21 protein-coding genes are annotated in these 26,456 nt (G+C 40.2%); 9 read left to right on the top strand and 12 right to left on the bottom strand.

The genetic code is table 11. The annotated features are described in order from the left end of the window. Positions 1 to 9 precede the first annotated feature (9 nt). Positions 10 to 3,696: a methionine synthase gene (metH, locus tag I593_RS07440; RefSeq protein WP_026440864.1), complete on the bottom strand. Its 3,687-nt coding sequence runs from the start codon at positions 3,694 to 3,696 to the stop codon at positions 10 to 12. 440 nt (positions 3,697 to 4,136) lie between these two features. Between metH and I593_RS07435 the strand changes: the two genes are divergently transcribed. Then, the gene (locus I593_RS07435; protein ID WP_016166958.1) at positions 4,137 to 5,759 is read left to right on the top strand and encodes an inorganic phosphate transporter; all 1,623 of its coding nucleotides are present in this window, start codon (positions 4,137 to 4,139) and stop codon (positions 5,757 to 5,759) included. 380 nt (positions 5,760 to 6,139) lie between these two features. Here I593_RS07435 and pgaD read toward each other — a convergent pair whose 3' ends face one another. From pgaD to rubA, 7 genes are all read right to left on the bottom strand, one after another. Beyond that, positions 6,140 to 6,565, bottom strand: a complete 426-nt coding sequence (pgaD, locus tag I593_RS07430; protein WP_016166957.1) for a poly-beta-1,6-N-acetyl-D-glucosamine biosynthesis protein PgaD — start codon at positions 6,563 to 6,565, stop codon at positions 6,140 to 6,142. 27 nt (positions 6,566 to 6,592) lie between these two features. Beyond that, a complete protein-coding gene (gene pgaC / locus I593_RS07425) occupies positions 6,593 to 7,855 on the bottom strand; it encodes a poly-beta-1,6-N-acetyl-D-glucosamine synthase (protein ID WP_016166956.1) in 1,263 nt (420 codons plus the stop codon). Between the two features lie 12 nt (positions 7,856 to 7,867). After that, a complete protein-coding gene (pgaB, locus tag I593_RS07420; RefSeq protein ID WP_016166955.1) occupies positions 7,868 to 9,862 on the bottom strand; it encodes a poly-beta-1,6-N-acetyl-D-glucosamine N-deacetylase PgaB in 1,995 nt (664 codons plus the stop codon). 295 nt (positions 9,863 to 10,157) lie between these two features. After that, positions 10,158 to 11,051, bottom strand: a complete 894-nt coding sequence (gene oxyR / locus I593_RS07415) for a LysR family transcriptional regulator OxyR (RefSeq protein WP_016166954.1) — start codon at positions 11,049 to 11,051, stop codon at positions 10,158 to 10,160. 13 nt (positions 11,052 to 11,064) lie between these two features. Continuing rightward, positions 11,065 to 12,003: an esterase EstB gene (gene estB, locus I593_RS07410; RefSeq protein ID WP_016166953.1), complete on the bottom strand. Its 939-nt coding sequence runs from the start codon at positions 12,001 to 12,003 to the stop codon at positions 11,065 to 11,067. Between the two features lie 60 nt (positions 12,004 to 12,063). Next, a complete protein-coding gene (locus tag I593_RS07405) occupies positions 12,064 to 13,242 on the bottom strand; it encodes an FAD-dependent oxidoreductase (protein WP_016166952.1) in 1,179 nt (392 codons plus the stop codon). A gap of 58 nt (positions 13,243 to 13,300) precedes the next feature. Continuing rightward, entirely contained in the window at positions 13,301 to 13,465 is a 165-nt protein-coding gene (rubA, locus tag I593_RS07400; protein ID WP_016166951.1) for a rubredoxin RubA, read from the bottom strand. Between the two features lie 479 nt (positions 13,466 to 13,944). On the opposite strand from rubA, the gene I593_RS07395 reads away from it, so the two are divergent. After that, positions 13,945 to 14,490: an adenine phosphoribosyltransferase gene (locus I593_RS07395; protein WP_016166950.1), complete on the top strand. Its 546-nt coding sequence runs from the start codon at positions 13,945 to 13,947 to the stop codon at positions 14,488 to 14,490. Between the two features lie 60 nt (positions 14,491 to 14,550). On the opposite strand, the gene I593_RS07390 is transcribed toward I593_RS07395, so the two are convergent. Beyond that, entirely contained in the window at positions 14,551 to 15,066 is a 516-nt protein-coding gene (locus I593_RS07390) for a YqiA/YcfP family alpha/beta fold hydrolase (RefSeq protein WP_016166949.1), read from the bottom strand. Positions 15,067 to 15,352: 286 nt separating this feature from the next. Here I593_RS07390 and I593_RS07385 point away from each other — a divergent pair, with 286 nt between their 5' ends. The 3 genes from I593_RS07385 to I593_RS07375 all read left to right on the top strand — a co-directional run bounded on the left by I593_RS07385 (position 15,353) and on the right by I593_RS07375 (position 19,029). Beyond that, positions 15,353 to 15,793, top strand: coding sequence for an SRPBCC family protein (locus I593_RS07385; protein WP_016166948.1), 441 nt, complete (start codon positions 15,353 to 15,355; stop codon positions 15,791 to 15,793). 129 nt (positions 15,794 to 15,922) lie between these two features. Then, positions 15,923 to 17,449: a lysine--tRNA ligase gene (lysS, locus tag I593_RS07380; RefSeq protein WP_016166947.1), complete on the top strand. Its 1,527-nt coding sequence runs from the start codon at positions 15,923 to 15,925 to the stop codon at positions 17,447 to 17,449. A 137-nt stretch (positions 17,450 to 17,586) separates the two neighbouring features. Next, a complete protein-coding gene (locus tag I593_RS07375; RefSeq protein ID WP_016166946.1) occupies positions 17,587 to 19,029 on the top strand; it encodes a capsule assembly Wzi family protein in 1,443 nt (480 codons plus the stop codon). A 118-nt stretch (positions 19,030 to 19,147) separates the two neighbouring features. Here the strand turns inward: I593_RS07375 and I593_RS07370 are convergent, their stop codons facing one another. Both I593_RS07370 and I593_RS07365 read right to left on the bottom strand, forming a co-directional pair. After that, entirely contained in the window at positions 19,148 to 19,837 is a 690-nt protein-coding gene (locus tag I593_RS07370) for a pirin family protein (RefSeq protein WP_016166945.1), read from the bottom strand. A 173-nt stretch (positions 19,838 to 20,010) separates the two neighbouring features. Beyond that, positions 20,011 to 21,249, bottom strand: coding sequence for a L,D-transpeptidase family protein (locus tag I593_RS07365; protein WP_016166944.1), 1,239 nt, complete (start codon positions 21,247 to 21,249; stop codon positions 20,011 to 20,013). 202 nt (positions 21,250 to 21,451) lie between these two features. On the opposite strand from I593_RS07365, the gene hemE reads away from it, so the two are divergent. The 4 genes from hemE (at position 21,452) to I593_RS07345 (ending at position 25,905) form a co-directional block, all read left to right on the top strand. Continuing rightward, on the top strand, positions 21,452 to 22,522 hold the full coding sequence (gene hemE, locus I593_RS07360) for a uroporphyrinogen decarboxylase (RefSeq protein WP_016166943.1): 1,071 nt from the start codon (positions 21,452 to 21,454) through the stop codon (positions 22,520 to 22,522). A 23-nt stretch (positions 22,523 to 22,545) separates the two neighbouring features. Then, a complete protein-coding gene (locus I593_RS07355; RefSeq protein ID WP_228130573.1) occupies positions 22,546 to 23,352 on the top strand; it encodes a DUF817 family protein in 807 nt (268 codons plus the stop codon). Between the two features lie 136 nt (positions 23,353 to 23,488). Then, on the top strand, positions 23,489 to 23,959 hold the full coding sequence (locus I593_RS07350; protein ID WP_016166941.1) for a DUF3015 family protein: 471 nt from the start codon (positions 23,489 to 23,491) through the stop codon (positions 23,957 to 23,959). Between the two features lie 62 nt (positions 23,960 to 24,021). After that, positions 24,022 to 25,905 (top strand): Lnb N-terminal periplasmic domain-containing protein, encoded by a 1,884-nt coding sequence (locus I593_RS07345; RefSeq protein WP_016166940.1) that lies wholly within the window; start codon positions 24,022 to 24,024, stop codon positions 25,903 to 25,905. A 50-nt stretch (positions 25,906 to 25,955) separates the two neighbouring features. Here the strand turns inward: I593_RS07345 and arsC are convergent, their stop codons facing one another. Next, positions 25,956 to 26,378 (bottom strand): arsenate reductase (glutaredoxin), encoded by a 423-nt coding sequence (arsC, locus tag I593_RS07340; protein ID WP_016166939.1) that lies wholly within the window; start codon positions 26,376 to 26,378, stop codon positions 25,956 to 25,958. Positions 26,379 to 26,456 lie beyond the last annotated feature (78 nt).

Here is a 26,456-nt window from a genome sequence, read left to right as displayed (position 1 = left end):
AAGGGGGATTTAAACAATCGAATCATCTAAATTCGGTCCTAACCAGCGTTTTGCTTCATCAAGTGACCAACCTTTACGCTTTGCATAATCTTCAAGTTGGTCTTGAGAGATTTTACCCACGTTAAAGTATTCACTTTGTGGATGTGAATAATAGAAACCACTGACTGAAGATGGTGGCATCATTGCAAAATGTTCAGTCAGTTTGGTGCCAATTTTGTCTGTAGAACCTAACCAGTCAAACAACACTGCTTTTTCAGAGTGCTCAGGGCAAGCAGGGTAACCCGGTGCAGGTCGAATACCGACATATTTCTCTTTAATCAGTTCTTCATTGCTGAGCTGTTCATCCGCTTTATAACCCCAGAACTCTTTACGAATACGTTCATGTAAATGTTCTGCAAAGGCCTCAGCAAAACGGTCAGCCAATGACTGAACTAAAATTGCAGAGTAGTCATCACCTTTGGCTTTGTATTCATTTGCCAATTCTTCTGCACCAAAAATTGATACAGTGAATCCGCCTAAGTAGTCCTGCTGCTCACGATCAGTACGAATGTAATCTGCTAAAGACAAGTTTGGTTTACCTGTCACTTTGTCAGATTGCTGACGTAAGTGTTCAAAGGTGTGCGTAATATTTTGACCTGCTTCATCAAATACACTTACTGTGTCGGCGTCAGTGCGCTGAGCAGGGAACATACCAAATACAGCACGAGCATCAAAACGGTTGTTATCGATAATATCTTTCAACATCGCTTGTGCTTGGTTGTAAAGGTCAGTTGCCGCTTCACCCACCACTTCATCTTCTAAAATTTTCGGGAATTTACCTGCCAAGCTCCAAGAAATGAAGAATGGTGTCCAGTCAAAATAGTCTACGAGCGTCGCAAGCGGGTAGTTGGTAAGAACCTGTGTTCCCAAAAGATTTGGTTTTGGTGGTACATAGCTTTCATCAATTTTAAAGCCATTCTCAACCGACTCTTTATAAGTCAATTTGGCAGCTTTTGGTTGTTTGTTGGCTAAGCGCTCACGGATTTTGGCATATTCAGCACGGTGCTCTGCAATAAAGTTTCCACGCATTTCTCTCGATAATAGAGTGGTTGCAACACCTACAGCACGTGAAGCATCGGCAACATAAATCACCGCATCATTTTGGTACTGAGGGTCAATTTTTACTGCCGTGTGTGCTTTAGACGTCGTCGCACCACCAATCAATAAAGGAATGTTAAAACCTTTACGTTGCATTTCTTTCGCAACAAATACCATTTCATCTAAAGATGGAGTGATCAGACCAGACAAGCCAATGATGTCACATTTTTCATCAATTGCAGTTTGTAAGATCTTCTCGCAAGGGACCATCACCCCAAGGTCAACAATGTCATAACCATTACAGCCAAGTACCACGCCTACAATATTTTTACCAATATCGTGTACGTCACCCTTAACCGTTGCCATGAGGACTTTACCTTTAGATTGTCCTTCAGCCTTTTCAGCTTCAATGTATGGGTTGAGCCATGCTACAGCTTGTTTCATTACACGGGCAGACTTTACAACCTGTGGTAAGAACATTTTGCCTGAACCGAACAAGTCACCGACAACGTTCATACCGTCCATCAGCGGCCCTTCAATCACATCTAAAGGACGTTTTGATTTTAAGCGAGCTTCTTCGGTGTCTTGGTCAATATAAGTGGTAATACCTTTAACCAATGCATATTCAAGACGTTTTTCGACTGACTCATTACGCCATTCAAGGTTCTCGGCTTCTTTGGCAGCACCGCCTTGTCCGCGGTATTTTTCTGCTACTTCAAGCAGTTTCTCAGTCGCAGCTTGACCAGATTCACCTTGGTTTTGGTTTAAGATGACATCTTCAACAGCTTCTTTTAGCTCGGCTGGAATATCATCATAAATTGCCATTTGACCAGCATTCACAATACCCATGGTCATGCCTTGCTTAATGGCATGGTACAAGAACACAGAGTGAATCGCTTCACGAACGGGTTCATTACCACGGAACGAGAATGAAACGTTCGATACACCACCAGAAATCATGGCATGCGGTAAGTTCTGTTTAATCCAACCTGTCGCCTCAATAAAATCGACCGCGTAGTTGTTGTGTTCCTCAATACCAGTTGCCACTGCGAACACGTTCGGGTCAAAAATAATATCTTCGGCAGGGAAGCCCACTTCATTCACTAAAATATCGTATGAGCGTTTACAGATTTCGCGTTTACGTTCAGCAGTATCGGCCTGCCCAGCTTCGTCAAAGGCCATCACAATAATTGCGGCACCATATTGACGGCAAAGTCGAGCTTTTTCGACAAACTCGTCATAACCTTCTTTTAATGAAATCGAGTTAACAACGGGTTTACCTTGCACGCATTTTAAGCCAGCTTCAATGATTTCCCATTTTGATGAGTCAATCATGATTGGCACACGTGAAATATCTGGCTCAGAAGCTACAAGGTTTAAGAAATGCACCATCGCATTTTGCGAATCGAGCATCCCTTCATCCATGTTAATGTCGATAATCTGTGCGCCAGCTTCCACTTGTTGCTGTGCAACCTCTAAAGCTTCAGCAAAGTTTTCTTCACGAATTAAGCGTAAGAATTTTTTTGAACCTGTAACGTTAGTACGTTCCCCCACGTTCACGAAAAGTGAGTCATCATAAATATTAAATGGTTCTAAACCACTCAAACGACATGCAGGTACAGTTTCAGGAACTTGACGAGGAGTAATATCTTTTACCGCATTGGCAATCGCACGGATATGATCTGGTGTTGTACCACAGCAACCACCAGTAATATTGATTAAGCCGCTTTCTGCAAATTCTTTTAAGAATGCCGCAGTTTGTTCCGGCGTTTCATCATATTCACCAAAAGCGTTTGGTAAGCCCGCATTTGGGTGAGCTGAAACGAAAGTATCTGCGACATCGGAAATGGTTTTTACGTGAGGACGCATGGCATCTGCACCAAGCGCACAGTTAAAACCAATCGATAGTAAGTCACCATGACGTACAGAGTTCCAGAACGCTTCCGCAGTTTGACCTGTTAAGGTACGACCCGATGCATCGGTAATGGTCCCTGAAATCATGATTGGTAATTCGCGACCAATTTGTTTAAACACTTCTTTGACCGCAAAAATCGCTGCTTTACAGTTTAATGTATCAAAAACGGTTTCAATCAAAATGATATCTGCACCGCCTTCAATGAGCGCATGTGTCGCTTCAATATAGTTTTCTTTTAACTCATCAAAAGTAATGTTACGAAAGGCAGGGTCATTTACATTCGGTGAAATGGAACAAGTACGCGATGTTGGCCCAAGTACACCTGCTACAAAACGCGGCTTGTCTGGAGTTGAATACTTTTCACAAGCTGCTTTGGCTAAACGTGCTGCTTCGCGGTTAATCTCTGGAACAAGATCTTCCATGTGGTAATCAGACATAGAAACACGTGTGCCGTTAAAACTGTTGGTTTCAATAATATCTGCACCAGCATCAAGATAAGCTTCGTGAATACCTTGAATGATTTGAGGCTGTGTCAGAACCAAAAGGTCATTGTTACCTTTTAAGTCATGTGCCCAATCGGCAAAACGCTCACCACGATAATCTTCTTCTTCAAGCTTATGACGCTGAATCATGGTGCCCATCGCACCATCGATGATCAATATACGCTCAGCGAGAAGTTTTCTAAGGGTGGTAAGCGTGGACATAAATAACCCCAATACACGGCAAGTCTTGAAATGGAGCATATTTTAGCAGAACTCAGGGCTAATTTTATTTTAATTCAGCTTTTTGACTGTCAAGTTAGCAGTTTTCATGTAAGAAATAACAGTTACTTTGCTATTTCATTGAAATGCAATATTACATAGGCATGATGAATCGGTTTCAATTTCAAGGTGAAAGCGCATCGGAGAGTGATAATTTTATTTACAATTCTGAAAATCAACTACTTTTTTACATGAAATATTTTTTTGTTATAAGTATTTGAAAAAAACAGATTTACAGTCAAAAATCCTCCCCATTGTAGCGCGGAGTGATTTAAAACAGGTCAATTGTTAAAAATTTGGCTTTATATGACACCTGTTTGTCATATAATTGTCATAATTTAATTTAACAATAAGGGGATTTTATTATCCTCTTAACCGTCTGCATGAATTCAAAAACTCCTCCCGTCCAAGATCGTATGCATTCAGCATCGAACAAGTCGACGAATGTGCATGTTCCAACACCGAAGTTTTTTATGCCGGTGTTTTTTACGGTCATTATTGCGACCCTCATTTATATTGGGTTTCAGGTATCTGCTGACTTGTCGCATGTACCACCATTAAGTTTGTATTCTGTTATTCTTTTAGCGACGGCATTACTAATTGCACTGGGCTTTGAGTTTGTCAATGGTTTCCATGACACAGCCAATGCAGTAGCAACAGTAATTTATACCAATGCTCTTTCTGCACCTGTTGCAGTGATGTGGGCTGGTTTTTGTAATTTCCTTGGGGTTATGGTTGCCAGTGGTGCGGTTGCTTACGGCATTATCGCCTTATTGCCAGTTGAACTGATCATGAATGTGAGTTCAGGGGCAGGCTTTGCTATGGTCTTTGCCATGCTGATTGCTGCAATTCTATGGAATTTAGGCACTTGGTTCTTGGGGATTCCTGCATCGAGTTCACACACTTTGATTGGTTCTATTCTGGGTGTAGGGATTATGAATTACCTATTACACTCAGGTAGTGGTGCTAGCGGTGTAGATATGGACCAAGTAATTAAAGTGGGTAAAGCATTACTGTTTTCTCCATTAATTGGTTTTGCATTTGCTGCTGTGGTTTTCTTGTTGGTAAAAACAATCTTCAAACGCCAGTTGGAGTTGTTCCAGCCACCTGAAGGCAACAAACCACCACCGCCACTTATTCGTGCAATTCTAATTTTTACTTGTACAGGTGTAAGTTTTGCACATGGTTCAAACGACGGTCAAAAGGGCATGGGCTTAATCATGTTAATTTTGATTGGTTTAGTACCATTGGCGTATTCACTCAACAAGAATTTAGACCACGCCCATATTCAGTCATTTGAACAATTGTCATCTCAAGCTGCTGTGGCGATGTATCCTGCACATGCAGATATTCCAGATGAACAAGCGCGTCAAACCATTACAGCTTATATTCAAACCAAAGAAATCACCCCAGAAGTGGTGCCTGCTTTGGCAAGTTTGACCGATCATTTAGGTGACCGTGTTGCTCAATATGGCGACTTAAAGAATATTCCTGAAGATGCAATCTCATCTATCCGCAATGATATGTATTTGAGTACGACTGCGTTTAAGCGTTTGGATAAAGCAGACCAGTTACCTGCGATGCCAGAAGCGCAGCAAAAGGTGGTAAAAGAGTACCGTAGCAATTTGGATAGCTTTTTACAGTACATCCCAACTTGGGTAAAAGTGGCTGTGGCATTGGCTTTAGGTCTAGGTACAATGGTAGGTTGGAAGCGTATCGTAGTGACTGTAGGCGAACGTATTGGTAAGCATCACATGACGTATGGTCAAGGGATGTCTGCTGAACTTGTAGCAATGTCAACAATTGCAGCAGCCGATGGTTTTGGTATGCCTGTGTCAACAACTCACGTATTAAACAGTGCAGTTGCAGGTACGATGGTCGCGAACAAATCAGGTTTGAATTTTGCAACTGTGAAAACAATTCTTTCGGCATGGATTTTTACACTTCCTGCCACCATTTGTTTATCAGGTGGTTTATACTGGATTTTCCTCCAGTTCGTTTCTTAAAGTTCCTAAGAGACGGAATTAAAGCGCTGCATCGTCAGCGCTTTTTTTGTGTCTGAAACATCGCCCCATCAAGGGGGGAGATTGAAGGTTTATGAAAAGACTCATGAAGATGTGATGAGTATTGTCGAGTTAAGAGCTTTCATTTATATGGTTAGAGGTATAGGACTACGTAAAACATTTAAACTCTAGCGTGATTAGAGCTGAAAAATTGAAGTGTTAAGGGATAGATACAGAAAGATTAGATTTCATGTTTAGGATGGAACAGCAATCGAAACTTGTTGCACGCTTTGTTTAGACTTCAATCTAATAGAGATGAAAAAGACCCCAAGATAGCTTGAGGTCAATTTATAAGATTAGAGTACGTTAAAAAACGTATTTCATTATTCTAAATCAACGATTTGTCCTTGGTCATTATGATGAACCACGGTGATTTTATGCTGTCTGGATTGTACAATTTTTTGGTTGCTGAGCTCAAAATAGTCAGCATATTGCTGTGTGGCTAAGGGGTGTTCTGAGTGTGCCATTTTATCACTCGCAGACGGCATAAATCGACTCCAGAGCAATAAACCCACACTACAGAGCAGCAGTTCTAATCCACCATATTCAATGCTTATACTTAGCGCATTGATCAGATGGTGTACCGCTGTACTTTTCTGTAATTGTATGAGAATCCATACCAGTAAGAAGGGACGCCAAAGCAGAAGCCACGCACCCCACATTAATGCCGTAGTGGTATTCGACATATAGCGTTTATGCCAAGGCAATAAATGACGCAAATCAATCACTAAATCATGTTGAGATTTCATTTTGAGATACTCTAATCGTGTTGCGTATTATAAACGGATACCACGGTCTGGGCTGACCCAGCGCGCGCGCTTATCTTCACCACGTAACAGTACTTTTGGAAAAGCCATAATGGTGGCACTTATAGTAATGAGCCAGAATACAAATGGATACCAAATCATCCAGAAGTAGTTCTTGCCTAGGTTCGGTTCATAACGACTATCCATCCATTTGCTTAAAGCAAACTGAATGAGACAGGTTGCTCCCAGTAAAACACCACTGCCATAAGGTAAAAATGGTGAGCTAATTCCACTGAGTGCAGCGATTGGGAAAATTAAATGAATGATCCATAGAATTGCCAATAACAACATTAAATAAGACCAAACCAAAGTCAGGCAAAGCTCTAACATTAGTGGCCATAAAAAATTGAGTTTGGGTTGAATGAATACATCCAAATTTTTGATTAAGACCTGAGCGCCACCCATTGCCCAACGTAGACGTTGTTTCCAAAGTCCAGAAAGCGTTTCAGGCATTAAAATCCACACCAGTGCATTCGGTTCAAACTGAATGTCCCAACCTGCACGCTGCAATTTCCAAGTGATGTCAATGTCTTCGGTGAGCATGTTTGGCGACCAATATCCAACTTGATGTACGGCAGTTTTACGAAATGCGGTAATCACTCCTGAGACTGTAAATAGTCGTCCGAAGCTGCGCTGAGCACGTTTGATCATTCCCACAATTGAAGAAAACTCACCCACTTGAATACGTCCCAAGAGTGTTGAACGGGTCCGAATACGTGGATTGCCTGTCACTGCTGCAATTTTGGGATTTGCAATAAAATGTTGCATCATCCATGTCGCTGCATGAGGATCAAGGAGTGCATCCCCATCAATTCCTAATAAGAACTCTGCTTCTGTTACTAGGCTGCCCGCTTGTAACGCCATGGCTTTACCTTGATTTTTCGCAAGGTGTACCACACGTAAGCGTTCATGTTGATGTGCCAATCGATTCAATACTTCAGCGGTGTTATCTGAACTACCATCATTAATCGCAATGACTTCAAAATTCGGATAGTCGAGTTTTAAAGCATGACTAATGGTTTCTTCTGCATTATCACCCTCATTAAAACAAGGGATTAGTACTGCAACTAGAGGGTAGTGCGGTAATGTCTTGGGTTGTTGATAGGCAGGTTGTTTGCGTTCTTTACGATAGAAAATCAGTGCACCTAACATCCACAGGTAAGACATGAACAACGGGTAATAAAACACAAAGTTGAGCGCGTGACGCAGCCAAAGATTGAAATGAGGTAACATACTCAACTGCCTTTATGGAATTAATTGAGAAGATTTGGTTGCAAAGACATCATGCATGACTTTTGGGTCTGGATGTCCTTGAATTGGGTCGTCAGGGTAATAGGCAACATGCATAACACCTTGGGTATATAAAGACTGAATGGTACTTGCCAGTTCTTGTGAAGGAACTTTCTGGTTATTACGCCAGTTGGTCGCTTGCAGCTCAAAGACCGTTTTTTTCATACCATTTGGGAAAGAATTAACCCGTTGAACGATGTCACGATAAAACTGGTCTGTATCAGGCGCTTGTTCCATATACGGCATTGCCATAATGGCAGTGAAGTCATAACGTTTTAAGGACTCTTCGAGTGACTGTGAATACCAGTTTTCTGCATAAGGTTTTAATGCAACTTGCGCATATAAATTACGTGCAGTGAGCAGGAAGGGTTCGTACTGACGGACTTGGCTGGCAAGCTGCATGGCAAAATCATCAATGGTTTTGGTTTTATATGCAGTCCATTTTTGCAACAATGCATCATCTGCACGAATTTTTGCTAAATCAGCCGGTAAGCCTTGTGCTGCATAGGCCGTTAAAGCATTTGGGCTGGCATCTTCATAATCGGATAGGGTGGTATCGTCATGGAACAGAATGCCATTAAACGGTGTAGATTTTGCTAAATCTTGATAGATCTCACTGATGGTTTGGCGTGCGCGTGGAGAATAAGGCGATAAACGTAAATACCCCATGTTTAAATGATCTTGGCTGACTTGTTGGGTCTCAACCACATCTTTGCTTACAGGGTCGGTTTGAGGGAGTTCCCATGCCAAGAGAGGCATCCAAGCATAAATACGGCTGACTTGGGTTCGAGTCTGAATTTGCCAAGCCACATGATTAAATAGATCGGCACGCATCGGTAAATGACGATTTGGGAAATACACCATGTTGGCAGAACCATCACCATCAGAATCTGAAAATGCCTGAAGATAAACAGTATTGACTCCCATAGCACGAATGCGATCTAGCAAAATGTCAAGGTTGCGTTCTTGTTGTTTAGGATTAGGGTCATAAACATAGTCTAAATCAATATGCATGACTTTCTGTGGGCGGTTGTTATCGCCCAAATTCATTTCACGATTTTTAATTTCTTGTGCCAGATCGGCGGTACTCATATTGCCTTCAACCAAAACCCGGTTCAGCGTTTGCAAAGAACCATGCACATGATCGGGGCCATCATCCAGAGTGATGGTAATTGGCATACCTAACTGTTTCGCAATATTCACATCCTGCATGTTATAGCGACCATATGGCCAAACCATGACACGCGGTGCTTTTAAACCATGAGCTTGGAGTAACTCGTTGTTATGCTTTAGATCTTGGGTGATACGGGTGGTATATTGTTGATCATTTTCATAGCGCTGGTGTTTTGCATCATATTGACGTGTAATGGCCGCAGGTTCAGAGTTACCTTGTGGATTGGCATTGATGCCACAATGTAAATTAAAACTGTGATTCCCAATTTCGACCAAACCACTGTCCTGCATTTCTTTCAGTTCTGACCAAGTCAGAATTTTGTCACGTGAAATAATATCATCACCAAAATGTACTGCTTGATTGGCTTTTGGGGTAAGCCACGAACCAACGACAGCAAGTACTACAGGAATATGTTTGGCTTTTAGAATAGGGTAAGCATGAGTGTAAAATGATTGATAGCCATCATCTACGGTCAATAATACAGGTTTGCTCGGCAAACGGTATTTGCCTTGGTGAGCTTGGATAAGTTGGTTGACATTGATAAAGTGAAAACCATTGTTCTGTAGCCAATCAAGGTGCTGACTAAACTGTTGTGGCGTTACTGCATAATCAGGGATCAGGGCATTTTTCTGATCGGTAATTTCATGATAGCCAATAATAGTCAGAGTAGAGGGGTCAACTTTGGGAGGCTCGGCTGCCATACTGAATGACGCACTGAGCGAACATATTAATCCTAGTGAAAGTGGAAACCAAGGAGATGCAAAGCGAGCAAGCATAGAGATATCTTCTAAAAACTTTTAGTACGGGAGATTAGCGATCACAAAAACTCAAAATTGTTCTTATTTTTGAGAGTCGACTAAGGTCTTTTGTTCATTGCGCATTTATAAATTCTGAACCTGAAAGTTTTCTTAAAAAACGCATTATTTAAAGAGGTGATACAAAATAAAAACAATTAATTGCAGATATATTGTATTAAGTGATGCCGAGTGATTTTAAGAGTATTAGTACTGTAAAAATGGAAAACCCAGCGCGGACACTGGGTTTTTAAAGCTTGAATTTGAAAATTCGTTCTTAGGTAATTTTTTGCAGAATTTGCAACAGCACATCAAATTCGCTTTGCAAGGGTGTACTCTTACGTGTAATCAGGGCCAAAGTACGGCTTGGAGCATCTTGAATAGATTTCACAACCAAATCAGAGTTGGCTTTAATCATATTGGTATGCAACGCAATTTCCGGCAAAAGGGTAAAGCCCAAGTTTGCAGAGACCATTTCAATTAAAGTTGGTAATGAGCTTGCCTTTAAGCGATGATCATTTTTACGCTCGCCAATCGGACAAGCACTTAAAGCATGATCACGTAAGCAGTGACCTTCTTCCAGCAACATCAAACGTGATAAATCTAAATCTTCCAGCGTTACCGCTTGTGCCGAACGGTGGTCAGATTTATGACATACCAAGAACAAGTCTTCTTTTGCAATATCAGCAACTTTAAGTCCACGCGTGTCAAATGGCAGTGCCAACAACACCATGTCTAAGTTACCATGCTCAAGTTTTTCAACAATTTTTTCGCTTTGTGCTTCGTGCAGATGCAACTGAATTTTAGGAAGTTGCTTATGCACTTCGTCAAGTAACTGCGACAAAATAAAAGGCGCGATCGTTGGAATAACACCTAAATGTAGATCGCCAGTCAAAGGCTCACTCATTTCACGACTTAAGCGCATTAAGTCTTGAGCATCAGCAAGTAGAACACGGGCTCGAGCGACAACTTGTTCGCCAAGCGGGGTTAAACGTACATTTTGGCGATCGCGTTCAACGAGGACGCCACCCAGTAAGCGTTCAAGTTCCATGATCCCACCCGAAAGGGTAGATTGGGTCACGAACGAACGACGCGCCGCTTCAGTAAAGTGCAGCGTTTCAGACAGTGTTACAAGGTATGACAGCTGTCTCAGGGATGGTAATGCAGCCATAGTGTCCTAATGTTTAAGATTTAAAATGATGAGCAAATAATCCGCTAAGATGAGGAATGAAATGCGGTGGGATATCATGCCCCATTCCATCAATTAATTCAAATTTAGCGCCTGTAATTGCTTTTGCAACAGCTTTACCATGGCTAGGCGGGAGCAAGCGATCACGTGAACCATGAACTACAAGAGTCGGTTGTTGAATCTGCTTGTCCAGATGTAGCAAGGAGCCTGTACATAATATTGCTAAAAACTGTTGAAGTACACCCGCTGGGTAATAACTTCGTTGATATAATTTACGAGCGGTTTGCATGGTTTCCAGCTGATTGATATAACCAGGTGAACCAATAATGTTAAATACTTTTAAGCTGTGGTTAATAATTCCTTCCTCATCATTCGATTCTGGTCGGCCAATAAGGCTGAACAATTGCTTTGGAAAAGGAGGAGGAAGTAAAGGTTGATTGTTGCTGGTAAACACCAGTCCTAATTTGCTGACTTTATCTGGATTTTTTGCAGCTAGAATTTGTGCGATCATTCCGCCCATAGATGCACCCAAAACAAAGACATTTTCCAGTCCCATGCGTTCAATGAGCAAGGCGGCATCATCGGCCATATCATGTAAATTATAAGGTGCACCTTGGTTTTCTAAGCCTAGTGCAAAACGACCCATCAATTTAATGGTATTTAGACGTGGTCCCTGATGGCGTATTTTAGAAGACAATCCAATATCACGATTATCGTAACGAACAACACGATAGCCATGATCAATCAGTGTTTTACAAAAGAAATCGGGCCAGAATAATAATTGAGCACCTAACCCCATAATGAGTAAGATGGTTGGATGTTCAGGTTGACCGCCAACTTCGACGTGTAATTCAATTCCATTCCCCAAGTTTACCTTGGTTTCATGCATAAACGGGGTATAAGGTGAATTTTTGAATTGTAATGCGCTATTCATTCTTCTTTCTCCCCTAATAAGAGGACATTCAAAAATGTGAACGTCCTCTCTATTTTGAACTTAAATTGATACAGGAATCAAGTCTGGAACTAACTTGGTTAGTGCTAATCGTTGTTTCGCTGCAGTTGCACCTAACAGTACAAAACCACGCAAAGTCCCTGAGCTATCAAAGGCTTTGGCTAACATACCATCGTCAAATTCTTCTGTTTCCCAATTAACGTCAACATCAATCGGCGCTGGTAAAACTGTGAGTGGTGCTGCAGGCGTTTTGACTGCTACAGGCATCGCAGGATAATGTACTGCGGTATGTTCACCATTTAAGGTTTTTGCCAGTGCTCGTGCCTGTTGCATGATTGGCATTACATATGGAAGTAGTGTGCCATTCACTTCTGCACAGTCACCCACTGCGTAAATATTCGCTTGATTGGTTTCCAAATGGCTATTGGTCAAAATGCCACGACTGGTGTGAATGTTGCCTGTTTTAGCCAAGCTAATATTTGGCTGTAAACCAATTGCTGAAAGTACTATATCAGCGATTACAGATTGTCCATTGGCTAAAGTGACAAGATAATCGCCATTTTCGACTTTAGATACTTTCTCAACAGTCGTACCCAATACAAAATGAATGCCTGTTTCTTCCAGATTTTCTTGGAAGGCAGAAGCAATATGTGCAGGCAGTAGTCGACCTAAAGGTTGGGCAGCCAAATCGATGACTGTGGCATGATATCCCGTATTTTGTAGATCATTGGCAAACTCGCAGCCAATTAATCCAGCACCTAAAATCACCACACGTTTATCTTGACGTTTGTCTAGGTTTTCACGGAATGCTTTATAGTCATTGAGAGAGTTGACTACATGAATATCATCACTGCCATCTCCAGCAATTGCTAAACGAATTGGATTTGCACCTATAGCAAGAATCAGTTTTGCATAGTCTAAGGTACTCGATTGACCATCTTTTTCTAAGACAAGTTGATTTTGCTCACTGCGAATTTCTTTAACCCAAGTATGCGTTTCAATACGCATATTGAGTTGTGAGCTCATTTTTTCAGCATCACCTAAGGCGATTTGTTCAGGAGATTTTTTGCCTGCTAATGCATTAGATAAGGTTGGCTTCGCATAGTTGCTGGCATCATCAGCGGTAATCATAATAAGTTCTTGTTCCGCATTGAGTTTACGAAACTCACGTGCCACGGTATAGCCAGCCATGCCTGAACCAATGATAACGATAGGCTGCATTTCTTTCTCCAAAGATAAGGTGTAAAAAAAGACCACTAGAAGGGTCTTTTAGTTATTATTAAATTTCAATCATTTCAAAGTCGGCTTTAGAAACACCACAATCTGGGCAGGTCCAGTCATCTGGAATATCGTCCCATTTAGTGCCCGCAACAATACCGTCTTGCGGCCAGCCTTCTGCTTCGTCGTAAATCCATCCACAAACGATGCATTGATACTTTTTCATCTGATTCTCCAATTCTGATCGGGTCATTTAGATCAGTAATAACTCATATACCGCATGGCTCTAATGATCTAATGGCTAGCGTTATTTTCGCCTAAATTTTTACGCAGTTCTAGGACGAATGTAAAGCAAATATCGGATTTTAATTAGAGAATTCTGAATCGGAATGGCTGAGTGGGACAAAACTTATCAATTCAATCACTGCGCTGTATTTTTGTTAGACAATCTAGAGAGGCTTGATGAGCAACAGAACAAGTCCAATTTTCTGCGACTAAAGTCGAGCAGATTTAAAACTGTGAAAATGCTATTTTATAATCATATAAGTCTATAGTTAATATTTTATATAAAAATTATTTATAAAAATCATAATGTTATAAAAAGTGATTAAAATTGTTTTCGGCTGAAAACCTGATGATTATCTATCCTGAGCGTTGAAAAAGCGTTAAAATTCACCTATTCCTTCCGTTCTTAAATTCTCTCCCATGAAAAATTTGTCTGCTGTATTGTGGTCGCACATTCGTACTGTCCAAGATTTCCCAAAACCTGGGATTTGCTTCTACGATTTGACTCCATTATTTATGAGTAATATTGGCCCATTAGCCGATGCATTGATTGAAAGTATTCCAGAAGAACAGTTGGCTGAAGTAGAAAGTTTTGTGGCGGTAGAAGCACGTGGTTTTGTGTTGGCAAGTCTATTGGCGCAACGCTTAAACAAAGGACTTTTATTGGTTCGTAAAGCAGGAAAGCTACCACCTCCAGTGGTTGGTGTAGGTTATAGCCTTGAATATGGTGTCGATCGTTTAGAAATTGCAGCCAATATTCAGCCACAAAAAGTGATTATCGTAGATGATGTCCTTGCCACAGGTGGAACCTTAAAAGCGGTGAAACAATTAATGGATAAATGTCAGCATCAAGTATTGGGTGCGAGCATTTTCTTAGATTTACCAACTTTGCATCAAGATTTAGGCTTCAAAGTGTGGACAGTGTTGGAAGAAAACTCAAAGCCATTACACGCTGCTGTCGCTTAGGCGTGTTAGAGCTGTAGAGAAAAAGCCAATCAACTGCGTTTGATTGGCTTTTTTATTGCGCTAAAAAAAGGTCTGTTCCATATAATGAATCAGTTGGTTGACGCGTTCTGGAGCAGCCAGTCGATGATGTCCACCTTCAACTGCTTCAACTTGCATGTAGGGTTCTAAAAAAGCTGTGGTCGCGTACATGTCTAAAACCTCATCACCAAGTTCAATATAGGCAATTTGAGGAATATCATGTTCTAAATCGAATTCAGTAATTGCAGGATAATCTGTGCGGAAATCTGGAGTTAGAGTGGGATTCGCTACAATGCAAGGAATTCTGTGCTGTAAGGACATTTTGAGCGCCCAATATCCACCTAAACAGTGACCTATTAATAAGTCAGGTTTAATAGTCGCTAAAGCATTTTGATAAAATTCGGCAACAGTGGAATAGTTTAAATTTCTATAATCCACATCAATGCAATATTTTTTTGCTGAGTCAATTGCATGGAATTTAGTCGATTCTTTAGAAGAGTCTAATCCATGAAAAAAAAGAATTTTCGATTGGTCTATATTGATTGTTATCGCATTCATAGGCTCTCTTTTTGCAAAGATAGAACGGATTAATAAACGTTCACTTTTCAACTTTTTTAAATTATCTTCATTTTACGAATCTTCAGTTGGCATTGATCTTAGCATTTGGTCTAAGAGTAGTATGTGCAATATGGTGATGTAGTTTTTAATAATAGATAAAACAGAGAGATATATTGTATTTTTGGAGTAATTCGCTAAGTTTATAAATATTTTTTAACGATTTATTTTACTACATGTAGAAATTATTCAGTAGTTTGGAAAGAAGCAACTCGCTTGAGAAAATGAAATGATGGAACATCTTCGTTTTAGTGTTTGTATAGATGCAAGTCCTGAAAAGATATGGAAGATTCTTTGGTCAGCAGATACTTATACTGAATGGACCAAGTTCTTTACGGAAGGGTCAAAAATACAGTCTGATTGGACAGTGGGTGGAAGAACTTTATTTATAGACAGTCATGGCGATGGTTTGATTGCTACCATTTTAGTTTATTTACCGAATTGTTCAGTTATTTTTCAATATCAAGGTCTATTACAAGATGGGGTGGAGGATTTAACTAGCCCTGAAGTTCAGCAGTGGCAAGGATTGCTCGAACAATATTCTTTAGAAGAAGTTGATGGAAAAACAATACTGAGTGTCGAACTGGAAACGACAGAAGATTATAAATACATGATGGAGCAAGCTTTTGAACAAGGATTGCAGCGTGTTCGAGAACTAGCAGAACAATAGAATAATAGAGTTGTAGAAAAGAAAGTTAAATTCACGGTCATTATTTTGTTTAAGAGAAATCATACGAAATCATGAATGAATCTGCTATGCTATAGCACTTCATTTTTTAGTATTTTTTACGAGGCAGAGATGACGCAAAACAACGCTCAATCGACTTCTGAACAACCTATTTCCGAAAACGATTTAATTGCACAGCGTCATGCCAAGTTGAAGCAAATTGAAGAGCAAGCCAAACAAACGGGCGTTAGCCCATGGCCGAACTCGTTCAAGCGCGAACATTATGCACAAGATTTACAAGAACAATTTAAAGATCAATCGAAAGAACAGATTGAAGCAGCTGAGCATGTTTATGTGAAAGTTGCAGGTCGTGTCATGTTGAACCGTGGATCATTTATCGTGATTCAAGATATGACAGGTCGTATTCAGCTTTATGTTGCACGTAAAGAGTTAGACGAAGCTACTTTGGCAACCATCAAAGGTTTAGACCTTGGTGATATTATTGCAGTAGAAGGTTATATTGGTCGTTCGGGCAAAGGCGATTTATATGTTCACATTCAACATTTTGAATTATTGACCAAATCACTACGTCCACTGCCAGATAAGTTCCATGGTCTAAATGACACAGAAGTTAAATACCGTAAGCGTTATCTTGACCTGATTGTAAATGAAGAAACACGTAAGACGTTTGAAATTCGTGCCAAAGTTGTTGCAGGGATCCGTGCATTCTTAAACAACGAACGTTTCATGGAAGTTGAAACACCAATGATGCATGTCATTCCGGGTGGTGCATCTGCGCGTCCATTCGAAACGCATCATAATGCTTTAGATATGCCTTTATTCTTGCGTATTGCGCCTGAACTTTATTTAAAACGTTTAGTGGTTGGTGGTTTTGAACGTGTGTTTGAGATTAACCGTAACTTCCGTAATGAAGGGGTGTCAACGCGTCACAACCCTGAATTTACAATGATCGAGTTTTACCAAGCTTACGCTGATTATAAAGACTTGATGGCATTGACTGAAAATATGCTTGAAAAGTTGGCTTTGGATATTTTAGGTACAACTGATGTGCCTTACCAAGGTGAAGTGTTTAGCTTCAAAGGGCCATTCAAAAAAATCTCTATGTTTGATGCGATTTTAGAGAATAACCCACAGTTTACCCCTGAAAATGTAGGTGACCGTGAGTTCCTTGCTCAATTTATTCGTGAAGAATTAAAAGAACAAGTGAAGCCAGGTTTTGGTTTAGGTAAATTACAAACGATTGTATTTGAAGAAACGGTTGAAACTAAATTACGTCAACCAACCTTTATTACTGAATACCCAGCTGAAACTTCACCATTAGCACGTCGTAATGATGATAATCCACATATTACTGACCGTTTTGAATTCTTTATCGGTGGTCGTGAATTAGCAAATGGTTTCTCTGAGTTAAATGACCCAATTGATCAAGCTGAACGTTTCCAAGCACAAGTTGCGGAAAAAGATGCGGGTGATGATGAAGCCATGCACTATGATGCAGAGTTTGTTGAAGCACTTGAATACGGTTTGCCTCCTACTGCGGGTGAAGGTATTGGTATTGACCGTTTAGTCATGTTATTTGCTGATGCGCCGAGTATCCGTGATGTGATTTTATTCCCACACATGCGCCGTAAAGACTAAGGTCTATATTTATAAAAAAACCCGCTTCGGCGGGTTTTTTGTTGATGATTTACAACAAAAATCAATACTCAGGTTGCAATATTCAATCAAAGAAAATATGGTAGTCGGCAGAATTAAGTAACGAGAAAGTCACGATAATGTTTTTAAAAAGAGCTTTAGTTTCGGCGTTGTTGATGGTGTCAGCGTCATCGGGTTTTGCGCAAGGGATTGTCGTGAATAATGAAGATTTACGTTCGGATTTGAACTGGTTAAATCAACAAGGCGTTATTCAAATTAGTACCTCAACATGGCCAATGAGTGGGGATGAAATTCAACGTGCATTATCCCAAGCACGTGTTAGTCAACCAGAACAACAAAAAGTAATTGACTCTGTTTTGGCGAGTTTAAAAGCGGATAATCATCTGGCGAAAGTGAGTCTTTACGCGGCAACAGATGAAAAGCAATTTCCACAAGCGTTTGCTGCAAGTAACAAATCTCAATATGTGGGTGCATTGGAATTAAATGCGGGTAGCGAGAATTGGGATGCCAAATTAAAAATAAACGTTGAACATGACCCGATGATCGATAACGGGGAATATGTAAATGTTGAAGGATCATACTTGGCAGGCAAGCTTTGGAACCAGTGGCTGATTGCTGGTCAAATGCCAACGTATTGGGGACCAGGACATGAGGGGAGTTTAATCCGTGGTGATGCAAGCCGTCCTGTTTATGGTTTGACCATGCAACGTGCAGACCAAAGTGCATTTGAAACGAAATGGTTGTCATGGATTGGACCTTGGCAGTATCAAGCATTTGCAGGTCAACTCGCAGATTATGATGCTATTCCAGACACAAAACTGATTGGATTACGTTTAACCGCACAGCCTTTGCCTTATTTAGAGTTAGGTGCATCGCGCATGATTCAATGGGGTGGTGAAGGACGCTCGGAAAGTTGGGATTCATTATGGAATGCAATTAAAGGCAATGATAATTTCTATAATTCCGATGATGATAAATCAAACCAACTTGCAGGTTTTGATGCGCGTTTAAATCTAAACCAATGGTTGAATACACCGCTGAGCGTTTATGGTCAGTACGTGGGTGAAGATGAGGCTGGATTGCTTCCATCTAAAAAAATGTATTTAGCTGGTATAGATTATTCTTCAAGTTTTAAAAATAAGCCATTCCAACTGTATACAGAGTGGGCGGACACCCGTACAAATGGTGATGTGAAAGGTATTTCGTATAATCATTATGTATATAAAGATGGTTATTACCAACATGGTTTCCCATTAGGTCATGCAATGGGCGGTGATGGTGAAATGTATTCAGTCGGCGGTAATATTCGTTTGGATCCTATGAACCGTGTGTCTGGACGTGTTTTAGTGGCTAAAGTTAATCAATCTAATCTGGATATTAACCAAGCATTTCCAGAAAAAGATGAAGTGAAAGCACTCGATTTAACATGGTCACATTATCTTCGCCCAGATATTCCTTTGAAATTAAATGGGTGGGTGAGCGATTCAGATATGCATGGTAATGATACAGGGCTTTCAGTTGCTGTAGATTTACCATTAGACCCAAAAGCATGGGGCTATTAATTTCTAAATAGAATAAAAAACCTCACAATTGTGAGGTTTTTTATTTTAGAGCTATCAATGTGAGTCGTATTCAAAGAAATTATTAAATCAATCTCATACTTAGAAAAGCATGTACTGATTAAACCGGTAAATCAAACCAAATCAATTGACTGTCTGTCAACGCTTGGATTTCAGCCTCTTCAGCAAATGCTAAAGCATCACCAGCTTTTAAGGTCTCACCCGCAATTTCAAGCTCGCCAGATATTACGTGGACATAATTGAGTTTCTGCGTCGCTTTGATCGCCAAAGTATTCGTCGCTTGTATAAAGGCAGTTTTGACTTCAGCCTGCTGACGAATATGCATTGCCGCATCACTATTGGGTCCTGCAATCACATGCCATTGATTCGGCTGTAATTTTGGATCACGTTGAATCTGTTGATAATTAGGTTCAGCATTACGGATATCAGGATGTATCCAAATTTGTAGCATGTGTACAGGAATATCGCCCTGATTAATTTCGCTATGTTGTACACCTGTACCCGCACTCATGAGCTGCCATTCACCCGCAGAAATATGACGCTCATTACCCATACTGTCTTTATGAGAAATAGTCCCTTCAAGTACACAGGTCAAAATTTCCATATTGTCATGTGGGTGTGTGCCGAAGCCATTATGGGCTGCAATTAAGTCATCATTAATGACACGTAATACGCTTACACCCATATATTTTGGATCGTACCAACTACCAAAAGAAAAACTATGTTTAGACTCTAGCCATCCTGCTTTGACATGACCGCGATTTTCACTACGATGTAAATAACTTTGCATGATCGTTATCCTATTTTTAATTTGTTCATGGATTCATCATAGCGTTTCGATTATGTGGTTTAAATCTTATATAAGCGACAATTCATTCTATTTTTGCAACATTAAATATCATCAGAAATTTAACTTAAAAAAATAGCCTGCACATGCAGGCTATTCAGCGCTATTTTCTAGAATTATTCTAAGAATTTCACCGTTACGCCAGAACGAACTTTTTTACCGAGGTCGTTGGCATCCCAGTTGGTTAAACGGATACAACCATGCGATGCAGTTTTTGAAATTGCAGATGGGTTAGGTGTACCGTGAATACCGAATGATTTTTTGCTTAAACCAATCCAAATGTTACCTACAGGGCCATTTGGACCAGGTGGTAAAGAAAGTGGCTTTAAGTTTTTACCTTGTACAAAGTTGCTTGGAGAATAGCTATACCAAGGGTTTGGTGCTACGCCAGTTACTTTATAGGTGCCTTCTGGTGATGGGGTATCCGAGCTACCAATAGTCGCTGGGAAAGAAGCAATCATTTGGTTGCGACTATTAAATAGATACAGTTGTTTTGCACCTTTATGCGCAACAATTAAATGAATGTCTTCTGGGAGTTCATTGCGAATATTCGTCACAATAATCTTTTCACCAGCTTTCTTGAATGTTGCTTTTGGATTAAGTTTCTTCAAGAAATCTTCATCCATGTGGAATTTTTCACCTAACATCTCTGTCACACGAGTGTAGTACAAACCTTTCATTTTGGCTTGTAATGCATAGTCGTGTGGAATAGATGGTGCATATGGACCTTTAAGGTCAGCATCGGTAATGGTGTATTCTACGAATGCTGGACGATTCCCTTGTTTAGCCACTAAGGCATCCCAAGTTTGTTTAGTTAAAGTCCCAGTTGGTTGTAAACCATTCATTTGCTGAAAAGTAGCAAGTGCTTTTAATGTATTTTTACCACTGGTACCGTCAATCGCACCTGGTGAAGCATGTGAGTTATTCAACATGACTTGACTTCGTGCATAAACAGGGAATTGACCTTTACCAATGTTGTCAAACCAAGATGCATTATTCAGACCATCAAGTGTCCAAGAAGCTTTTGCAGCAGGAGAGGTAGTTGCTGTTGCTGAACTCGTTGCTACAGCCGCGCTAGCTGGAGCAGTTCCAATATCTGCTGTGTTATCTTCAGATTGTTGAAGATTTTGTAAAGTCTGTGACGCTTTATTTAAGTCTTGCTGTTCTTGAGGCGTAATTTGTGCATCTTGTGCTGAAGATGCTGCGCCTACAGCAAGAGGATTAATTGGGTCTTCTACGGCAGTATTGGTAACGACTTTGGGCTTTAATGGTTGTTCAGCAGTAGTAGCTGTGGCAAAAGCTGTGCCAGCAAAAAGGCAGCCTAAACTCATTGCGAGTATTGTGCGAACGAACATGTAATTCAACCTTAAGAATTATTCATTTACTAAGTGACAAACTACGCAAGTATTGCAGAAAAAAATGGCAGATGCAGTATTTGTTTTGTTTAAATAGACGTTTGTCCAACAAGAACATTAAATTTTAATCATGCGAGAAGTTATTAAAATTTAATCCTTTTTGTTATGATGCTGCAAAGATTAAATTAAGTTAGGAAAGTCAATGGCGACCTTAAAAAATGATCGTTTTCTGCGTGCTTTATTGCGTGAGCCTGTTGATACTACGCCTGTATGGATGATGCGTCAGGCAGGACGCTATTTACCTGAGTATCGTGAAACACGTGCAAAGGCAGGTGATTTCCTTTCTTTATGTAAAAATACTGAGTTTGCATGTGAAGTAACCTTACAACCTTTACGTCGTTATGACTTAGATGCCGCAATTTTATTTTCAGATATTTTGACTGTTCCAGATGCCTTAGGTTTAGGTCTGTATTTTGAGGCAGGCGAAGGTCCCAAGTTTCATAAAACTGTGCGTACTGAACAAGATGTCATGAATTTACCGACATTCAATGCAAAGTCGGATTTAGATTATGTCATGAATGCGGTATCGACCATTCGTTCTGCTTTAGGCGGTCAGGTACCCTTAATTGGTTTTTCGGGAAGCCCATGGACTTTAGCGACTTATATGGTTGAAGGTGGTTCTAGCAAAGACTTCCGCTTTACCAAGAACATGATGTACGCACAGCCTGAAGTTTTACATGCTTTGCTTGATCGATTGGCTATAGCAGTCATTGACTATTTAAACGCACAAATTGATGCGGGCGCACAAGCTGTTCAAATCTTTGATAGTTGGGGCGGGGCATTAGCACATCGTGAATATATCGAATTTTCATTAAATTACATGCAAAAAATTGTTTGTGGCTTAAAACGTGAAAAAGATGGTCGCAAAATTCCAGTGATTTTATTCACTAAAGGTGGTGGTCAATGGCTAGAGCCAATGGTTGCAACAGGTGCAGATGCACTTGGATTAGACTGGACGACGCCACTGTCTGTAGCACGTAAAATTGTCAATGGTCGTGCAGCATTACAAGGTAACTTAGACCCTGCAACTTTATATGGTTCTTCACAAACGATTCAAAAAGCCACTCAAGCCATGTTAGATGACGCGTATGCCAATGGTGAAAAAACGGGATATATTGCGAATTTGGGTCATGGTATTACCCAATGGGTGAACCCAGATCATCCGAAAGTGTTCATCGACACCGTACATGAATATAGCGCAAAGTATCTATAAATTTAGGTTGAGTATTTACAGTGTTGCGTGTTGCTCAATCTTGTGTTGAGTTTTCTTATAAGGCAGCTTCGGCTGCCTTATTTGGAATACTTTTATTATTGGCTTTTGTATTTACTGCGCCATTAGGTTATGAACAACATTATGGTTTTTATCGTTATGACTACCTGTTGTTTTATGCCTTAATTATTCAGTGCTGCTTATTATATTTAAAATTAGAATCTTGGGCAGAAGCCAGAGTCATTGCCCTATTTCACATTATGGCAATGGGGATGGAAATTTTCCTTACGCATCCAGCCATTGCTTCATGGCAATATCCACAACCTGCAATTTTTAAACTGTGGACAGTGCCTTTATTTGCTGGGTTTATGTATTCAGCCGTCGGAAGTTTTTTTGCGCGTTCTTTACGGCTTTATACCGTGTCTTTTAAGGCTTTGCCAAAATTCAGTCATATGTTGACCTTGGCAGTGTTGTCTTATTTGAATTTTATGAGCAAATTCTTTATTCCAGATATTCGCTATGTACTGTTTGGCTGGAGTATTGTGATGTTTTGGAAAACTAAGATTCGTTTTGAGTTGCAACATCACACCATTCAATTGCCGATGTTGCCTATTTTGTGGGTCTTGGCTTTTATTATCTGGCTTGCAGAAAACGTGAGTACTTTTTACAAAATCTGGCTTTATCCAAGTCAGGTTGATGCTTGGCATATGGTGGGTTGGGGCAAGCTAGGTTCATGGTATTTGTTGCTATTGTTAAGTCTAGTTTTAGTCTTGAAAATACTTGGAATACGCAACTCAAAGGGTGATTGGCAGTTAAATAATGATGAATATTAATAATTTAGTTTTATTTTTTTAACTTTAATATAAATTGTTTTGCGTTATTAAAGATATGCGGATAATCTAAGTTTGTGTAATCCATTATTACATGTAAATAATTAGAACACTCAGAGAATAATTCTGGAGAAGTGCAATGTTAAAAAAAGTAGCGTTAGCAGCAGTATTGGCAATAGGTTCTACAGCAGCATTTGCAGATAGCGATGCAGGTTGCGGTATTGGTTCTGAGATTTGGGCGGGCCAATCAGGTAAAGTGCCGAAGTTACTTGCTGCTACAACAAATGGTTTATTTGCTAACCAATTATTTGGTATCACTTTTGGTACTCTCGGTTGTAGTGGTTCGGGTACAGTCACTGCACAAGCAGTCACATTTACCAATGAAAATGCAGAAGCATTGGCGCGTGATATGGCGGTAGGTCAGGGCGAAAGCTTGAATGTGTTAGCTGAATTACTCAATATTAAAGCAGAAGATAAAGCGCGTTTCTTTGCCGTATCTAAGCAAAACTTTGCTGAGATTTACTCTACAGAGAATAAAGATTCCTACCAAGTACTCACATCGCTACAAGCTGTAATGGCAAAAGACCAAGTCCTCAAAGCTTACGTCTAATCGATTGTTGTAAAACCCTGTCAATCTGACAGGGTTTTTTATATCTAAAAAATTAAATTTGAATGAAAAAGATTGCTTTATTTACGGCTTTATTCGGTTCTAGTCTGGCGTATGCCGTTGAACCGACATCATCTATCCACTATGTTGAAATGGCGACCCAGAAACATCTAGCGCAAGAAACAACTTGGCAAAGATTAATGTATGCCAATGCCAAAGGGCAAAGTGAAGTTCATTATGCAGGTTACTTTCTTAGCCCAGAAAGAGGTGGACATTTACAAAATGAATTAAATGCCAATATCGAAGCATTGTTTTTATCCGCAGCGCCGAATCAATCAGTACGTTGTAAATTTCCAGCACGCAGTCAATGGTTAATCAAGCGACTGAATATTCCCGCGACAGATTTACCACACGTTGAATGTCCTGAATTAGACAAATGGATTGGCGAAATTAAGCCCTATAAAGCGACTTTAATTTATGCAACTGACTTTATGGGTAATCCGAGTTCGATGTTTGGGCATACTTTATTGCGTTTAGACCCCAAAGATCAGAAAGAATTAAATTTGGTTTCCTATGCTGTGAACTATGCAGCCACGGTCGCAAGCGCGGATGGTTGGTCTTTTGCTTGGAAAGGTTTAACAGGGCAATACCCCGGTGAATATTCTTTAATGCCGTATTATCGCAAAGTAAAAGAATATGGTGATTTAGAAAGTCGTGATTTGTGGGAATATGAACTTAATTTAAATCCAGAAGAAACACGCTTTTTGGTACAGCATATTTGGGAAATGCAACATGTGACTTTTCCCTATTATTTTGTTAGTGATAACTGTGCTTACCGACTGTTAGGATTGATTGATTTGGTACGTCCCGAACTCAATTTAAGTCAGCAGTTTAAAGTCGCAGCAATTCCAATGCAGACCATTAAAGCGATTGATCAGCAAGGAATTGTTCGTGAAACAGTCTATCGTCCTGCCTTAGAAACTCAATTATTGGCGCAAGCCAAACAGCATGGGCAAAGTTTGGCTAAAACAGCCCATCAGGTTGCTTTTGCTGAACAAAAACAAAGATTAGATATTTTGGCAGCTTATTCTGTGGAAGATCGTGCCAAAATTTTAGAAATGGCCTATGACGATTTGTACTTACAATTGGTTGCACGTAAAGTGGATGTTGCTTTTGCACAGCCTAATCTACGTGAATTACTGACTTTACGCAGTGCGATTGATTTAGAGAGGCAACGTAAAGAACCTGAACGTCCACATATTGATCCGACACAATCACATGACGCTCGAAATTTCTCGGTAAAAGCAGGAACTGTGCAAGGCGATGAATTTATTGAGTTGGGACACCGTCAAGCCTATCATGATTTGATTGATCCTCAAGGCGGTTACCGCGTCGGAACACAATTGTTGTTTTGGGATGGCGCCATTCAATTGCGTGAGGATGAGTTAAAGGTCGAACATCTCGACTTTCTGACAGTAAATTCTTATAACCCGATTACAGCGTTTAAAACCCCGTTGACATGGGGATTTAATCTAGGTTGGCAACAAGAAGCGACAGATTCTTCAGGGCGTTTTAGTGAACAGGATCAACATGGTGTTGCCAGTTTAAAAATGCAGATGGGTTATAGCTATGCAGATTCAAAACGAGAGAATCTATGTTATGCGCAAATGCAAACCTATCTTCAAGGTGGAAAATCATTAGATAAAGGCTGGCGATTGGGTATGGGGCCGACGGTCGGTTGTCAGAACATTTGGGCAGACCATATTAATTCGATTGTGCAGGTCGAATTGCCATATTGGGAAGATTCGCACCAGTGGCAAGTTCGATTGAATTCACAAGTACAATATGCTTTGAATGCGCAGAATGCATTACGTGTAGGGTGGGAATACCAATATCAAGATCATCAGGACTGGAATAAATTGAGCTTGGGCTATGTTCGATTCTTCTGAACTTAAGCGAAGAAAAAGGCACTTTCGAAGTGCCTTTTTTGCAGTCTATTTTATTTTTTGATCAGTTGTCCCTGTTCATCGATGAGTAATTCACCATCCTCTTTGCTAAAAGAACCACGTTGTGGAGCAGAAAGAATTTCAAGAACGACTTCAGAGGGACGGCATAACCTTACGCCAAGTTCCGTTACCACAAAAGGACGATTGATTAAAATTGGATATTGCAACATAAAATCAATGAGTTGGTCATCGGTATGCGTTGACTGCTCTAGTTGTAATTCTTCATAAGGTGGAACATTCTTGCGTAAAACGTCCCGTACTGATAATCCTGAGCGATTGATTAAATCAATCAGTTCCTCTTTAGTAGGCGGAGTTTTAAGATATTCAATAATTTCTGGTTCTTGACCTGTATTTTGTATCAGACCAAGGGTATTTCTGGACGTACCACAAGCAGGATTATGATAAATCTTAATCATTTTTTAGACATCATCTTTTGTTAAATAAACTTTATTGCATTTATATATGGATATACGTATATTTGCAATTATTAATTT

Source organism: Acinetobacter tandoii DSM 14970 = CIP 107469, from assembly GCF_000400735.1.
Lineage (GTDB): Bacteria > Pseudomonadota > Gammaproteobacteria > Pseudomonadales > Moraxellaceae > Acinetobacter > Acinetobacter tandoii.
This window is presented reverse-complemented; position numbering and strand designations above follow the sequence as displayed.

Coding starts and splice junctions, on each gene's coding strand:
- pgaD (WP_016166957.1), bottom strand. CDS start 6,565: ATGAAATCTCAACATGATTTAGTGATTGATTTGCGTCATTTATTGCCT.
- I593_RS07435 (WP_016166958.1), top strand. CDS start 4,137: ATGAATTCAAAAACTCCTCCCGTCCAAGATCGTATGCATTCAGCATCG.
- I593_RS07375 (WP_016166946.1), top strand. CDS start 17,587: ATGTTTTTAAAAAGAGCTTTAGTTTCGGCGTTGTTGATGGTGTCAGCG.
- lysS (WP_016166947.1), top strand. CDS start 15,923: ATGACGCAAAACAACGCTCAATCGACTTCTGAACAACCTATTTCCGAA.
- I593_RS07370 (WP_016166945.1), bottom strand. CDS start 19,837: ATGCAAAGTTATTTACATCGTAGTGAAAATCGCGGTCATGTCAAAGCA.
- rubA (WP_016166951.1), bottom strand. CDS start 13,465: ATGAAAAAGTATCAATGCATCGTTTGTGGATGGATTTACGACGAAGCA.
- arsC (WP_016166939.1), bottom strand. CDS start 26,378: ATGATTAAGATTTATCATAATCCTGCTTGTGGTACGTCCAGAAATACC.
- I593_RS07390 (WP_016166949.1), bottom strand. CDS start 15,066: ATGAATGCGATAACAATCAATATAGACCAATCGAAAATTCTTTTTTTT.
- I593_RS07405 (WP_016166952.1), bottom strand. CDS start 13,242: ATGCAGCCTATCGTTATCATTGGTTCAGGCATGGCTGGCTATACCGTG.
- I593_RS07345 (WP_016166940.1), top strand. CDS start 24,022: ATGAAAAAGATTGCTTTATTTACGGCTTTATTCGGTTCTAGTCTGGCG.
- oxyR (WP_016166954.1), bottom strand. CDS start 11,051: ATGGCTGCATTACCATCCCTGAGACAGCTGTCATACCTTGTAACACTG.
- I593_RS07395 (WP_016166950.1), top strand. CDS start 13,945: ATGAAAAATTTGTCTGCTGTATTGTGGTCGCACATTCGTACTGTCCAA.
- I593_RS07385 (WP_016166948.1), top strand. CDS start 15,353: ATGATGGAACATCTTCGTTTTAGTGTTTGTATAGATGCAAGTCCTGAA.
- I593_RS07350 (WP_016166941.1), top strand. CDS start 23,489: ATGTTAAAAAAAGTAGCGTTAGCAGCAGTATTGGCAATAGGTTCTACA.
- hemE (WP_016166943.1), top strand. CDS start 21,452: ATGGCGACCTTAAAAAATGATCGTTTTCTGCGTGCTTTATTGCGTGAG.
- pgaB (WP_016166955.1), bottom strand. CDS start 9,862: ATGCTTGCTCGCTTTGCATCTCCTTGGTTTCCACTTTCACTAGGATTA.
- pgaC (WP_016166956.1), bottom strand. CDS start 7,855: ATGTTACCTCATTTCAATCTTTGGCTGCGTCACGCGCTCAACTTTGTG.
- I593_RS07365 (WP_016166944.1), bottom strand. CDS start 21,249: ATGTTCGTTCGCACAATACTCGCAATGAGTTTAGGCTGCCTTTTTGCT.
- metH (WP_026440864.1), bottom strand. CDS start 3,696: ATGTCCACGCTTACCACCCTTAGAAAACTTCTCGCTGAGCGTATATTG.
- estB (WP_016166953.1), bottom strand. CDS start 12,003: ATGAATAGCGCATTACAATTCAAAAATTCACCTTATACCCCGTTTATG.